The following is a 13,843-nucleotide window of genomic DNA, read 5'->3' as shown; positions in this document are numbered from 1 at the left end:
TTTCGCGGCAACGTCGGAACGCGGCGAATGCTGTGCGGCGTCGGCTAATACATGAGTTGACACAGGCCGTACCCCTGTGGTGGGTGTCACCTACATATGCGAGTGCCCGCTGGCCAAAAGCAACAGGACGAGCGGAGCAATCACGATCACCGATCGGTGTGACAGAAACACCTCGTCTGCCCGAAAGTAACGACTGGCCTTCCATCCACGACGTCTTTGACGATCCCCGATTCACCGGGGCCGTCCACCACTCGTCGGCGAGAAACGGAAATCGGGACATGACACTTCGCGAGTACTTTGCGCGCCATCGCCTCGCTTCGGCACTTGTCGCGCCGGCCATACTGGGAGTGGCGGCGATCGTCGCCGGCTCGCTGGCCGTGACCACCGCGCCACGCACCGATGAGACACAGCTCACAACGTCGGTGACGGAATGCCGCGATATGGTCACCATCTCGGTGGCAGGCCGAGGCGACACACCCGCCGCGGAAACCACGAAGCTGCTCGTCGGAGCCAATGGCGAGGCCCTGCCCGCCGCGCTGTCGGATGACCATCACAGCGAGTGGGTCGACCCAGTGGTCGACGCGCCTGCCGCTGCTGTCGATCCCGACGCGTACGCGGCTGTCTACATCGCGTACCCGGCGAACATGGCCACCTACGAAGACGCCGTTACCACCGGTGTGGCCAATGCCGAGCAGGTGATGCGTGAAATCTCTGTGGCATGCCCGGACACCAGGTTCTCGATCGTCGGATACAGCGAAGGCGCTGATGTCGTCCGCCGTGTCGCGCAAAATATCGGACATCAGGAGTCCGACGACAGCGGTGGATACGGGATCGTCGACCCCGCCGATGTGGTCGGTGTCGTCATCCTCGCCGACGCGGGTCGTTCCGCGGGAGAAGGGCCGTTCCCCGGCGCGCAAGACCCGTTCAGCAATCCAGACGGCTTCGACCAGGCGTATCAGGACGGCGCGAATCCGGTACCGGGTCAGGGCGCACTGCCGGACACCAGTGGTGACTTCGGTGCACTGAACGGCAAGATCGCTTCGTTCTGTTCCGACGGCGATCTCACGTGCGCGGCGCCGGAAAACATCTCCTTGCTGCAATTGGTGGTCAATGTGGGCAGGCAGTTGAACGTCGACGCGCTCGAAAGCGAAGGACTCACCCCGGCAACAGGACAAGACGTCGCCGTCGTCCTGGGTCGGATCGCGGTGTCGGCGTTCTCGGACATTCGGTCGCAGCCGAACTGGATGCAGAGCGACGAGACCTTTCTCGAGGTGCTGCTCAGAGTGTCCGATCCGACATACACGCCCGGAGAAACACCGAACACACCGGTGAAGTCGGAGTCGATCGCCACCGACGACATGTCGCCGCTCGCCTATCTGCCGCAGAAGGTGTTGAACGAGGTCATCGGTCTCATCGTTACGAACCAGAACACGATCCCGGTGATCATGAGCGACCCCTACCAACTCACCCTCGGGCCGGACGGGTCCGGCAACCACTTCAATTACTGGCGTGATGCGGACCCGGACGAAGGCAAGCCGCTGACCTCCGCCGAATACGCGGCCGCTTGGCTCACTCACCTGGCGAAGCAGGCACAGGCGGGTGAGCCGGTCGACACATCCGCCCAGCCCGAAAAGGCGGACCTCGTTGCCGTTTACCAGGCCGTGGCGGCTTCCACGACGACGCCGACGAGCACACCGACCAGCAGTGTGGTCCCGTCCTCGAAGACCACCGCTCCCACCGAGGTCAGCGACTCCTCGACGACCCGGACATCGAAGACTTCGGTGCCGTCTTCGGTCGCCGCACCTACGGACACCACCACCGCGAAATCCGCGACACCCACCACGACCGAGTCCGCAACACCCAGCACAGCGGAGTCCACGACACCCACCACAGCGGAGTCCACGACACCCAGCACAGCAGAGTCCGCAACACCCACCACGACCAGCTCTGCAGCACCTACTACGACGGAACCCACAGAAACCGCAACGCCCACCACCGCAGTACCGACCACGACCGAACCCGCAGAGCCCGGTGCCACAGAACCCACTACCGGCACGAGTGCACCGACGTCGAGTAGCTGACCAGGTGGTTCGATCGTTGGGCTGCTCTGGAGCCAGGGAGGCGACAGCGGTGTAGCACCGGACCTGCAAGAGCGGTCGCGAAAACCACACCCGACCGGCGCGCCTCCGGGGAGTATTCACCCCACTGGACAACTCATCCTCGACCCAACGCGCCGGCCGACCAAAACGCCACTTACCATGGCGTACCGCCTGGCCTCACCTCGACTTCGGCCGTGACGATTCCGCACCACCTCGTTTCATTGGGGTCGATACATATCGTCGCCTCGAATCGAGGCGACGGACTCATGCACGAATCCCCTTGTGCCCATTGCTGCGGCCAATCGCAATCTTGCGCGGCTTGGCCTGGGCTAGTTTCCGGTCGGGGTGATCCGGCCCTACCGTGAGGTCGATGGCATCGATCCCTCGGGTCGAAGGTCGGTATACCGCGCTTGCCGAGATGGCGTGTTCAGCTGATGCGGGTGTCGTAGCTGTCGCGATTGGCGAGTACTTCGTTCATATGTGCCTCGGCCCAGTCTTTGATACCGCGCATCAGGTGGTGGAGCGAGAGACCGAGGTCGGTCAATGCGTAGGTGACCGTCGTCGGCACGGTCGGGGTTACGGTCCGGGTGAGCAGGCCGTCGCGTTCGAGGGAGCGCAGTGTCTGTGTGAGCATCTTCTGGCTGACCCCGGCGAGCCGACGCGATAGTTCGGAGTACCGCATCGACCGCGGCTCGCCGACACGGTCGCCGCCGGGATGGGGACCGTCGCTGCCGAGCGCGGCCAGGATCAGCGCGACCCACTTGTCGGAGATCCGGTCGAGCAGTTGACGGCTGGGGCAGCCCGCCAAGAACGCGTTGTAGTCAGCCTGCGCGTGTGCCCGCTTCTGGGCCGCTGTCTGAGTCGGCACGCACCGCTCCTTCCTACCAAGGGGTGGTCTGCGCGCCGACAATGCACGCTTGCGCACCGCGCCCAAACGCGCGCCTCGCACTGGATAGCCGGTTCCCATTCGCCGCCCCTGAGCCGTTCGCGGGCGGCTATACCGCCACACCTGCGCCGATGCGCCCCGCGCGGTCGCCGACTCCAGCGTGCTGCTCCGATTCACCGATTCGTGGACGCGAGGTGACGCCCAGTGGGAAGGTGGACATACCGCAGGTGTCGGCAAGGAAGCGAGACACATGGTGGACAAGGCCAATGGAGCAGCCGCGGGCAGCGGCACGTTAGCAGCGGACAGTCCCGAGCAGATCCGCAACGTCGTTCTGGTCGGCCACAGCGGATCGGGCAAGACCACGCTGGTCGATGCCATGGCGCTCACCGCACGGGCGGTGAACCGCGCCGGGCGCGTCGAAGACGGCACCTCGTTGTCGGACTTCGATGAGATCGAGCAACGCCAGCACCGCTCGGTGCAGCTGTCGGTGGTCCCGGTGGAGTGGGCGGGAACGAAGATCAACCTTCTGGACACGCCAGGGTATGCCGACTTCGTCGGCGAGTTGCGCGCGGGCCTGCGCGCCGCCGATGCGGCACTGTTCGTCATCTCGGCGGCCGAAGGAGCTGCCGGTATCGCCGGGGCAACCCGGGCGCTATGGGAAGAGTGCGCCGCGGTCGGGATGCCGCGCGCGATCGTGATCACCCACCTGGACACCGCGCGCGACGAGTTCGACGTGATGACCCAGACCTGTCAAGCCGTCCTGGGCGGCGCATCGCCCGACAACATCTTGCCGCTGCACCTTCCGGTGTACGGTCCGAGGAACCCGGACGGTCACCGACTCGTCACCGGAATGGTCGAGTTGCTGCCGCACTGTATCGGCGACTATTCCTCGGGCGAAGAGGTGCACAACGACCCCACACCCGACCAGATGCCCGCACTGGAACAAGCGCGCAATCGGCTGATCGAGGGCATCATCGCCGAGAGCGAGGACGAGACCCTGATGGAGCACTACTTGGAGGGCGGCGAGGTCGAACTGCCGACGCTCGTCGCCGACCTCGAGCAGGCCGTCGCCCGCGGCAGCTTCCATCCGGTACTGTTCGCCGCACCCGCTCCCGAAGGCGCCAAACAGGGCTTGGGGACCGTCGAACTACTCGAGCTCATCACCAACAGCTTCCCCACGCCCGCCGAACACATCGTCCTCGCCAGCAACGATTCCGAACCGCATCCACTGCGATGCGATCCGAACGGCGAGTTGGCCGCGGAGGTCATTCGCACGGCGTCCGATCCGTACGTGGGCCGGGTGTCACTGGTCCGGGTGTTCTCCGGCACGCTGCACGCTGACCAGACCGTGCATGTCAGCGGTCACGGCCTCGAGGATCGGGGGCACGCGAGTCACGAAGTGGACGAACGAATCGGCGCGATCTCCGCCCCCTTCGGCAAGCAGCAGCGTCCACTCGGCCACGCAATCGCGGGCGATATCGCCTACGTGACCAAACTCGGTCATGCGGAGACGGGCGACACGGTCTCCTCCACCGACAACCCGCTGCGGATCGACCCATGGCCGATGCCGGACCCACTGCTGCCGGTCGCTATTCGCGCGCACAGCAAGTCCGACGAGGACAAACTCTCTCAGAGCCTCGCTCGACTCGCCGCCGAAGACCCGACCCTGCGACTCGAACACAATGCGCAAACCCATCAGTTGGTTCTGTGGTGCTTGGGTGAAGCGCATCGTGACGTCGCCGTGGAGCGCCTGCGGACCCGGTTCGGTGTGCAGGTCGATGCGGTGGACCACAGGGTGGCGTTGCGAGAAACCTTCGCGGCGAAGGCGACTGGACGCGGCAGACATGTCAAGCAATCCGGCGGCCATGGACAGTTCGCCGTCTGCGAGATCGGCGTCGACCCGCTGCCGCAAGGGTCCGGGATCGAGTTCGTGGACAAGGTGGTCGGCGGAGTGGTTCCGCGACAATTCATTCCGTCTGTAGAGAAGGGGATTCGCGCGCAGGCAGCGCGTGGGCTGACTGCCGGATATCCGCTCGTGGACGTGCGAGTCACCTTGTTCGACGGCAAAGCCCATTCCGTCGACTCTTCCGATGCCGCGTTCCAGACCGCCGGCGCGCTCGCCCTCCGCGCGGCGGCGGCAACCGCGGGGACCAAAGTGTTGGAACCACTCGCCGAGGTCTGGGTGGTGATCGCCGACGACTACGTCGGTCCGGTGCTGAGCGACTTGTCCGGCCGACGCGGGCGCGTCCTCGGCACCGAACCACATGGCCTCGGTCGAACCCGGATCCATGCCGAAGTTCCCGAGTTGGAACTCAGCCGCTATGCCATCGACCTGCGCTCGCTGTCCCATGGAACCGGAGATTTCACTCGCACGTACGCGCGCCACGAGCCGATGCCGAATCAACTCGCCACCTCGATGCGAGGGGCGCCCACCGGCTCCTGAAACAGTCGGGTGGCCCATGGGTCACCCGATGGTGGGGTCCCCTCTGGCGCGTCGTCGAACTGCACCTCGAGCCATGTCGGTTGCCAGTGGCCGCGGCTGTGATCGCAGCAGCTGAGCGAGAGCGCCGATCCAACCCATCCCAGCGCCGTACGGCGGGCGGTCGGCGGCGAAGCCGCGGCCGGTACTGCCTCTGGAGACACCTCACGAGCGTGCTCTGATCGGCACCATGGTTGACATATTCCTTTATAGGAATACTATGTCTGCCATGGCACGAGCAGCAACCACGTCGGATGCGTTCAACGCGATCGCCGAGCCACAACGTCGAGACATCTTGGCGCTGCTGCGCGCGGGCGAGCGGCCGGTGACCGACCTGGCCGAGCACCTGGGTATGAGCCAGCCGCGCGCGTCCAAGCACCTACGAGTGCTCCGGGAGGTGGGGCTGGTGCGAGTCCGCGAGGCGGGCAAGCAGCGTCTCTACCGTCTGGACGCCCGCGGGCTGCGGCCGGTCCACGAGTGGCTCGGCGGATTCGAGCAGTTTTGGAATGAGAGTTTCGATCGGCTGGACGCCTACGTGCGAAACCTCGAGCAGACACAGCAGGAGGAGTGACCGATGACACAGGCAAGGTACAAAACGGGGACGGAGCCAGCGACGACCGACCGAGAGATCGTGATCTCGCGGGTCGTCGACGCTCCACGGGAGCTGGTGTTCGAGGCGTTCACCCACGTCCGACACCTGTCTCAGTGGTGGGGTCCGAACGGATTCACCACCACGACGCGGTCGTTCGAGTTCCGCAAAGACGGAGTCTGGGACTTCGTGATGCACGGGCCGGACGGGACCGACTACTCCGAGTGGATCACCTGGACCGAGATCGTCCCGCCCGAGTGGATCGCGTTGCTGCACGGCGAGTCCCGCGACGACCCGAACGCCTTCGAGACGACACTGACTTTCGTGCCGCACGGCGCCGCAACCCGGATCGTGATGCGCACGGTCTTCCCCACCAAACAACTTCGCGACCGTGCCGCAGAGCAGTATCACGCCATCGAGGGCGGCGAGCAGACGCTGAGCAACTTAGCAGCCCACGTCGCCGAGATCGCCCGGGAGAGGGAGGGCCGATGATGGCCGGGAAAGTGTTCTTCAGCGTGTCGATGTCGCTGGACGGCTTCAGCGCGCCCGAGTCGATGGAAGGCATACTCGCCACACCCGAGCAGCGGAAACAGGACCCGAGGCTGGAGCACTGGGTGGCGCAGTGGATGCAACTGCAGGCGTGGATCTTCCCACAGCGGCACTTCCGGGAGAACCTCCACCTCGGCGAAGGCGGCGAAGAAGGTCGCGACAACGACATCGTGCGAGAGACGTTCGAGCGCACCGGCGCGAGCATCATGGGCAAACGCATGTTCGAACTCGGCGAGAAGGCATGGCCAGAGGAACCACCCTTCCACACCCCGGTGTTCGTCGTCACCCACCAGCAGCGCGCCCCCTGGAAACGACTGGGCGGGACCACCTTCTACTTCGTCGATGACGGAATCCACAGCGCGCTGAGCCAAGCCCGCGAGGCCGCCGGCCACCGGGACGTCCGTATCGCCGGTGGCAGCGAAACGATCCTGCAGTACCTGAATGCCGGCCTGGTCGATGAGTTCTCGATCGCGCTTTCACCAGTGCTCTTCGGCGCTGGTACCCGCCTGTTCGACGGCGTGGACGCATCCCGGATCGCCCTGGAGCCGATTCGTTCGGAGCCGTCGCCGCGGGCAACTCACTTGACCTACACCGTGCACACACGGTAGCCGCGCCACCATTCCACCTGGACAACCCGAGCCCCACGGCGCATACGCTCGAATCGGTAAGCCATCGAGGCCAACTATGCACAACCGAGAAGTAGCAATCCGCGAACGCCGTGTCGGCTCGTCGACCACGACCGGAACACTGTCGAAAGATGTCCGCATTTCGGTGCCTGATCCGGATAGGGCTTCGCGAAGTCCTATCCGGAGTCATAGATAACTCCTCGAGTGTGCTGTAGGGTCGCCGCTGAAAACACATGTTTCTTTCTGTTGGAACAGGACCTGATGAAGACCTTGCTCACCACCGCGTTTGCCTGCGGTGTGGTTCTCCTCGGCACCGCCGGATGCAGTAGCGAAAGCGAATCACCGAACGACCCCAGCACGACGAACACCCCGGTGTCGTCGAGCGCTCCGGCGGTAGAGACCGAAGCCCCAACCCCGAGCGTAGCCCCGCCGCCGAGTCCAGCACCGGAGCCCGCACCCCTCCCAGCGGAGCAACCCGCGCCTGATGGAGCCGAACAACCCGCTCCGCTGACGGAAGACCCTCCGCCGCCCGCAGCTGTCCCCGCACCGCAACAGCCGGCACAACAGCCGCCACCAAAGATCGAGACGCCACCTGAGCCTGCGCCAACGCTCACCGATCCCGGATTCGAACCGCGCGCCGGCTACTGACAGACAGAAACATGTCGACCAACACACGCACTCGCTATTTCTCGTCGTGGATCGTGGCGGTAATGGCGACCGTTGCCGCCGCAATCGGAGTACCCCAGGCAACCGCGACGCCCACCCAGGTACACCCCGAGGGAAGCAAACTCGTCGTACTAGGAGATTCTTTCGCCGCCAACGGTTTCCGCTTCTGGGCGGATGCGGAGGAATGCCTGCACGGGCCCACCTCCTGGCCCACACAGTTGAGCGAATTGATGGGCGTCTCCGGTACCGCCGACTTCCGAGACGAGTCGTGCTCGGGCGCGGCGATCAATGCCACCGTCGGCTACTCATTGGTGCGAGAAGCGATCAATGCCGACAAGGCCGGTGCGTTCGGGCCACGCACCGAACTGGTCGCCGTGCAGATCGGACTCAACGACAGCTGGGGCGACCTTCACAACACGACCCTGTGGGGCTCACTGCTACCCTGCGTGTTCAATCTAACCGATGGGTGCGGACTCGAAGCAGCCGAACAAGGCCGCCTCACCGACTTCCGCGGTGTTTCCGGCGCTCACTACGCCGAACGGATCCGCGAGGTGGTTCAGTACATACGCTACTACGCGCCCCAGGCGCGGATCGTACTGGTCGGCTACCCCGAATTCTTTCCGCCCCAAAAGGATTCCGTCTGCGTAACCGTGCTCGGCGTCGGGGCCTACGTACAGCCGAGAGGCGAGGGGCTGATCGCGTATTTCGATCGCATCGACGCCGCCCAGCGAGAAGCCGCAGCGCTGCTCGACATCGAGTTCTTCGACACCAGAAGGAGTACGCGCGGACACGGGTTGTGTACGGACGATCCCTGGCTGAACGGCCTCGTCGACCCGCGGGCGGACGCGTTCGGGATTCCATTCCATCCATCGGCGCACGGCGATTCGGTGGTCGCTCAGGGATTGTACGAGCGGTTCGGCAGGTGAGCACGGGGGTCGATCTCCGTGCCACCTTGCCGGACCCGGCACGGGCCCGTCCTGCGCTGCCGTCACTGACCGGTGCGCGCTGGTGGGCGGCGTTCGCGGTATTTCTCCTGCACGCCTTGGTGTTTCTGCCGGTGTATCCGTTCCAGAAATCCGAGCTGTTTCGCTGGATTCACCACGTTGTGCCGATGCAACTGGGCGCGGCAGGAGTCACGTTCTTCTTCGTGTTGTCCGGGTTCATCATCTATTGGTCTTTCCGGCCCGGTAATTCGGTGGTGCGTTTCTACTGGCGCCGGGTACTGAAGATCTATCCGACCCATCTGGTCGCGGCACTGGCGTTCGTCGTCGTGGCGAGCGTGCCATTGTCACGCCTGGTGGTGTGGGTGCCGAACATCTTGCTGGTTCACACCTGGGTCCCGAAGTGGACAACGGTCGGCGGACTCAATGTGCCGTCCTGGTCACTCGGCGCGGAAGTGCTTTTCTACCTGTGTTTTCCACTCGCCTTACCCTTGGTGCGGCGGATTCGCGGGGATCGAGTGCTGCTGGCGATCGCCGTTGTGCTGGCTGCGATTCTGGTGCTGCACACCGTGTACTACCTGTGGGCGCCAGGGCCGAAAGGAATCGAGAATGCGTTCGCGCCTCGACTGGTGCCCGGCGACGTCTCGCCGTTCTTCGAGCTGCATGCTTCCCCGGCCTGGTTCGCGCAATCCGATATCCCGGTGGCCCTGTCCTATTGGCTCAGCTACACCTTCCCGGTCTCGCGGCTGCCCGAATTCTTCCTCGGGGTACTGGCGGCCCGGCTGGTGCTCGAGGGACGCTGGCGCACGACCCGCCTGCTGTGGCCGCTGCTGGCGCTGACCGTCAGCTTCGGGCTGACCTGGGTGGTACCGGTGAACTACAAGATGTCGGCGCTCATGGTGGCGCCGATGACCGCGGTCGTGGCCACACTCGCAGCCCGGGATCTTGCTGGGATTCGCGGACTGAACGCCTCGCCACGCATGGTCTGGCTCGGCAATATCTCCTTCGCCTTCTACCTGATCCAGTTTCCGGTGATGGTGCTGATCACACGCCTGTTCATCGGGGGGCGACAGTTCGGCCCGCTGGGCTGGCTCGGCTTCGCGGCGATGAGTCTGATCGTCGCGACAGCAGCTGCCGCGGTGATCTATCACTGGGTGGATGACCCGCTCATGCGCCGCTTCTCGGGGCGGCGCCGCGCCCCCGATGTCCCGGTGCCGACTACCTGATCGACATCGACCGACCCTGCCTCACGCCGTGGAACCGGGCGGCCGTACCGGCGCCTCGGGTTGCACCTCGGCAAGGACCAGATGCGAACCCCTGGGCATAGAGACCACCGCGACCACGGCGGCAGCCACATCGCTCGCGGGCACCATGTTCATATGCCTGAAGAATCCCCACGCGGTCCAGTCCTGCAGCAACGGGCCGAGGATCTGCGGATCGGTATCCGTACCCATCCCGGTGGCGGTAGGCCCGGGCCGGACCACGCAGGTGCGAATGCCGGTGCCCTCCAGTTCCATCCGCATTGCCTGGGCCATGGCCTCCAGCCCCGCTTTGGCCGCGCTATAGGCGCCCATCCACGGCCGCGGGGCCAGCGCACTATCCGAGCTGATCAGCACGACATCGCCCCGTTGCCTGCGCAACATGCCCGGTAGCACCTGGTGCACGAGGCGCTGGGCGCCACCGAGATGTAGCTGCACCTGCCGCAGAAAACGTTCCGGATCCATGGCATGCACCGGGGAGAACTCGATTTCACCGGCACTGGCCACCAAGATTTCGGCCGGGCCCAGCGCCCGTTCCGCGGCGCCGACGAATTCCTCGATCGAATCCGGTTCGGTGACATCGAGGGGATGGGCAAAGACCTCACCGCCTTTCGCACGGATCGTCTCTGCTATCGGCGCACATCGCTCGATTCGACGCGCTCCGATGGCCACCGGGTGACCGATGCCGGCCAACGCCTCGGCTGTGGCTGCGCCGATCCCCGATGATCCACCGGATACGAGTGCGAGGCGCCGGTCCTGATGAGGCGTGAATCCGTCCATCACCGGGTCTCCACCGCAACCGGAAGATGCGCGAAGCCACGCACGTTGGTCGAATGCACCCGGCGAATCCCCTCGGGCACGAGATCGTAGGCGTGGACACGGGCGACGAATTCGGTCAATGCGACGCGCGCTTCCATCCGCGCCAGATGTGCCCCGAGGCAGTAGTGCACGCCCGCACCGAAGCTCGCCAGGCCCGTGGTGGCGGACCGATCGATGCGGTAGCTGTCTGCGTCGTCGAACACCTGTGGATCGCGGTTGGCCGACCCGACCAGCAGCAGTACCTTCGACCCGGCCGGAATCGTTGCGTCGTGGTAGGCGAGATCGGTGGTCGCCGTGCGCGCAAGAATCTGCGTGGAGGTGTCGTATCGCAATGTTTCTTCCACCCAAGCGGGCACCAGACCGGGGTCGGCGCGCACTTTCGCATACTCCCCTGGGTTGCTAGCGCTCCAATACAGCGCATTGCCCAGCAGTTTGGCGGTGGTCTCGTTACCGGCCACCACCATCAGGAACAGGAAACCGACGATCTCTGCGTCGGTCAATCGGTCACCACCGGTGTCGGCGTCCAGCAGCGCCGAGGTCATGTCCTCCCGTCGCGTGCGTTTGCGATCGGCCACCAATTCGGTGTAGTAGTCGAACAGTTGGGCGGTCGCCTCCACGGCCGCGGGCGGGACATCGAGCACCCCGTCCTCGCGATGCACCACCAGATCCGCCAATCGGCGCACCTGCGCACGGTCTGCCTGCGGCACCCCGACCAGTTCCGAGATCACATCCATCGGCAGTTTGGCCGCGACGTTCTCGACCCAATCGAACACCCCGCCGGCCAGCAACGGCTCCAGATACGACAGCGTCAGTTCCCGGATCCAGTTCTCCATCGTCCCCACCCGCGCGGGCGTGAATGCTTTGAACACCAGCCGGCGCAACCGCATATGCTGCGGATCGTCCATGGCCAGAAACGACATCGCATGGTGGGCATGCGGACCCCACGCCACCGGATCCAGGGATACTCCGTTCGCGTTCGACAGTCTGTTGCTGTCACGGAACGCTCCGACTACATCCGCATGGCGCGACAGCGCCCAGAATTCCAGCGCCGGGCTGTAATACACCGGGGCTTCTTCGCGCAGGCGCCGATAGGTTGGATACGGGTCCTCGTGGAAGGTGTAGTCGTACGGATCGAACACCAAAGGTCCCGCAGCAACAGTCATCACCGACACCTCGGATTCGATAACGTGTTCTCATCGGAGCATCCCCGATGCCCACCTGCCCGATTCCGACGCCTGGACAGGTGTCTGGACTGTAACACCCCCTTCGCAATCTGACAATGTTTCCGCAGGAAACGGCCGTCGAAACCATCGCCGGAACGCACGAGTCCACAACGAAATGCCTGCCTGGATCCCATTCGCCCAACCGAAAGAAATTGCAACGCGTTCTTGCTTCAACCTTCGTCCAGGACTACATTTCTGTACAGATGTCCAGACACGAAGGGGTGAATGGTGACCACCCTGGTGCCCACCGAGGGATCCCGCCTGCTGATCGACGGCAAGATGACCGAGGGCGGCGGCGGTCTCTTCGCGACCATCACCCCCGCGACGGAGGAAGTCCTCGGCCAGGTTGCGAACGCGAACGCAGCCGATCTCGACGCGGCGATAGACGCCGCGCGCACAGCGTTCGACGAGACCGGCTGGTCACGGGAGCACGCCTTCCGTGCCCGCTGTCTGTTGCAGCTGCGCGACGCACTGCAGACGCATGTCGAGCAACTGCGCGAGGTGACCATTGCAGAAGCCGGCGCGCCCGCGATGCTCACCACAGGCCCGCAACTGGAAGGTCCGATCACCGATCTCGGCTATGCGGCCGGCCTGGCCGAAACATACACCTGGGAAACCGATCTCGGCATCGCGACGCCGATGGGGATCAGAACACACCGCACGCTCCGGCGCGAGCCGATCGGCGTGGTCGGCGCGATCACGCCGGGAAACTTCCCGCATCAGATCGGCTTCGCGAAGCTCGGTCCCGCGCTCGCAGCCGGAAACACCGTCGTGCTCAAACCCTCCCCGGACACTCCGTGGTGCGCCGCGGCGGTCGGGGAGATCATTGCCGCGGAAACCGACATACCACCCGGCGTGGTGAACATCGTCACCTCGGCCGACGCCACGCTCGGCAGCAGACTGACCGAGGACCCGCGGGTCGATATGATCAGCTTCACCGGTTCGACTGCCGTGGGCCGCAGGGTTATGGCGGCTGCCTCGGCCACCGTGAAGAAGACATTCCTGGAGCTGGGAGGCAAATCCGCGTTCATCGTTCTCGACGATGCCGATGTCGCCGCCGCCTGCTCGGTGGCGGCCTTCTCGGTATGCGTCCACGCCGGGCAAGGGTGCGCGCTCGCAACCAGGCTGCTGGTGCCGCGCGCCCGCTACGACGAAGCCGTGCATGCCGCCGCCACCACCCTCGGTGGGATCACACCGGGTGATCCTGCCGATCCCCGCACGGTGTGCGGACCGCTCATCTCCGGCGAGCACCGCGCCAGAGTCGAACGGTATCTCGACATGGCCCGCGCCGAAGGCGGCCGGATCGTCGTCGGCGGCAGCCGGCCAGCGCACCTCGAGCGCGGATTCTTCATCGAACCCACGCTGATCGCCGGACTGCCCGGCACTGCGGCACCGGTGCGGGAGGAGATCTTCGGGCCGGTTCTGGTGATCGTCCCGCACGACGGCGACGAGGATGCCGTCCGCATCGCCAACGACTCCCCCTATGGGTTGTCCGGCTCGGTGTGGGGCACAGATAGCCACCGCATCCGGCGGGTGACCGAGGGCGTGCGCACCGGAACCCTGAGCGTCAATGGCGGCATCTGGTACAGCTCCGACGCCCCCTTCGGCGGCTACAAACAATCGGGCATCGGCCGGGAGATGGGTGTCATGGGTTTCGAGGAGTACCTCGAAACCAAACTCATCGCCACCGCCGCATGACCGAGAGGA

General features: G+C 65.0%; 11 protein-coding genes. 8 read left to right on the top strand and 3 right to left on the bottom strand.

Annotated features, from left to right (window positions below):
* The first annotated feature begins 278 nt into the window (after positions 1-278).
* Complete coding sequence (locus tag K940_RS27740) at positions 279-2,081, top strand: cutinase family protein (RefSeq protein ID WP_081706260.1); 1,803 nt, start codon at positions 279-281, stop codon at positions 2,079-2,081.
* A 445-nt stretch (positions 2,082-2,526) separates the two neighbouring features.
* Here K940_RS27740 and K940_RS0109990 read toward each other — a convergent pair whose 3' ends face one another.
* On the bottom strand, positions 2,527-2,967 hold the full coding sequence (locus K940_RS0109990) for a helix-turn-helix domain-containing protein (RefSeq protein WP_028477412.1): 441 nt from the start codon (positions 2,965-2,967) through the stop codon (positions 2,527-2,529).
* Positions 2,968-3,235: 268 nt separating this feature from the next.
* Here K940_RS0109990 and K940_RS0109985 point away from each other — a divergent pair, with 268 nt between their 5' ends.
* The 6 genes from K940_RS0109985 (at position 3,236) to K940_RS27730 (ending at position 10,061) form a co-directional block, all read left to right on the top strand.
* Complete coding sequence (locus K940_RS0109985) at positions 3,236-5,428, top strand: elongation factor G-like protein EF-G2 (protein WP_028477411.1); 2,193 nt, start codon at positions 3,236-3,238, stop codon at positions 5,426-5,428.
* Between the two features lie 265 nt (positions 5,429-5,693).
* Complete coding sequence (locus K940_RS0109980) at positions 5,694-6,035, top strand: helix-turn-helix transcriptional regulator (RefSeq protein WP_028477410.1); 342 nt, start codon at positions 5,694-5,696, stop codon at positions 6,033-6,035.
* A 3-nt stretch (positions 6,036-6,038) separates the two neighbouring features.
* Positions 6,039-6,545 (top strand): SRPBCC family protein, encoded by a 507-nt coding sequence (locus K940_RS0109975; protein WP_028477409.1) that lies wholly within the window; start codon positions 6,039-6,041, stop codon positions 6,543-6,545.
* Positions 6,542-7,210 carry a dihydrofolate reductase family protein gene (locus K940_RS0109970; RefSeq protein WP_231390306.1) on the top strand — a complete coding sequence of 223 codons (669 nt, stop codon included), beginning with the start codon at positions 6,542-6,544 and terminating at the stop codon, positions 7,208-7,210. Before K940_RS0109975 ends, K940_RS0109970 begins: the two co-directional genes overlap by 4 nt.
* 677 nt (positions 7,211-7,887) lie before the next feature.
* A complete protein-coding gene (locus tag K940_RS27735) occupies positions 7,888-8,820 on the top strand; it encodes an SGNH/GDSL hydrolase family protein (RefSeq protein ID WP_051407058.1) in 933 nt (310 codons plus the stop codon).
* On the top strand, positions 8,817-10,061 hold the full coding sequence (locus K940_RS27730) for an acyltransferase (protein WP_051407057.1): 1,245 nt from the start codon (positions 8,817-8,819) through the stop codon (positions 10,059-10,061). The genes K940_RS27735 and K940_RS27730 overlap by 4 nt, the downstream gene beginning before the upstream one ends.
* A gap of 21 nt (positions 10,062-10,082) precedes the next feature.
* Here the strand turns inward: K940_RS27730 and K940_RS0109955 are convergent, their stop codons facing one another.
* Together K940_RS0109955 and K940_RS0109950 are read right to left on the bottom strand one after the other, a co-directional pair.
* Complete coding sequence (locus K940_RS0109955) at positions 10,083-10,874, bottom strand: SDR family oxidoreductase (protein WP_028477407.1); 792 nt, start codon at positions 10,872-10,874, stop codon at positions 10,083-10,085.
* Positions 10,874-12,076, bottom strand: a complete 1,203-nt coding sequence (locus K940_RS0109950) for a cytochrome P450 (protein WP_028477406.1) — start codon at positions 12,074-12,076, stop codon at positions 10,874-10,876. The genes K940_RS0109955 and K940_RS0109950 overlap by 1 nt, the downstream gene beginning before the upstream one ends.
* A gap of 285 nt (positions 12,077-12,361) precedes the next feature.
* Here K940_RS0109950 and K940_RS0109945 point away from each other — a divergent pair, with 285 nt between their 5' ends.
* The gene (locus K940_RS0109945; protein WP_036528114.1) at positions 12,362-13,834 is read left to right on the top strand and encodes an aldehyde dehydrogenase; all 1,473 of its coding nucleotides are present in this window, start codon (positions 12,362-12,364) and stop codon (positions 13,832-13,834) included.
* The last annotated feature ends 9 nt before the right edge of the window (positions 13,835-13,843 follow it).

It is taken from the genome of Nocardia sp. CNY236 (assembly GCF_000482385.1).
Taxonomy (GTDB): Bacteria; Actinomycetota; Actinomycetes; order Mycobacteriales; family Mycobacteriaceae; genus Nocardia.
The sequence above is the reverse complement of the archived record's forward strand: the minus strand, read 5'-3'. Positions and strand labels throughout refer to the sequence as shown.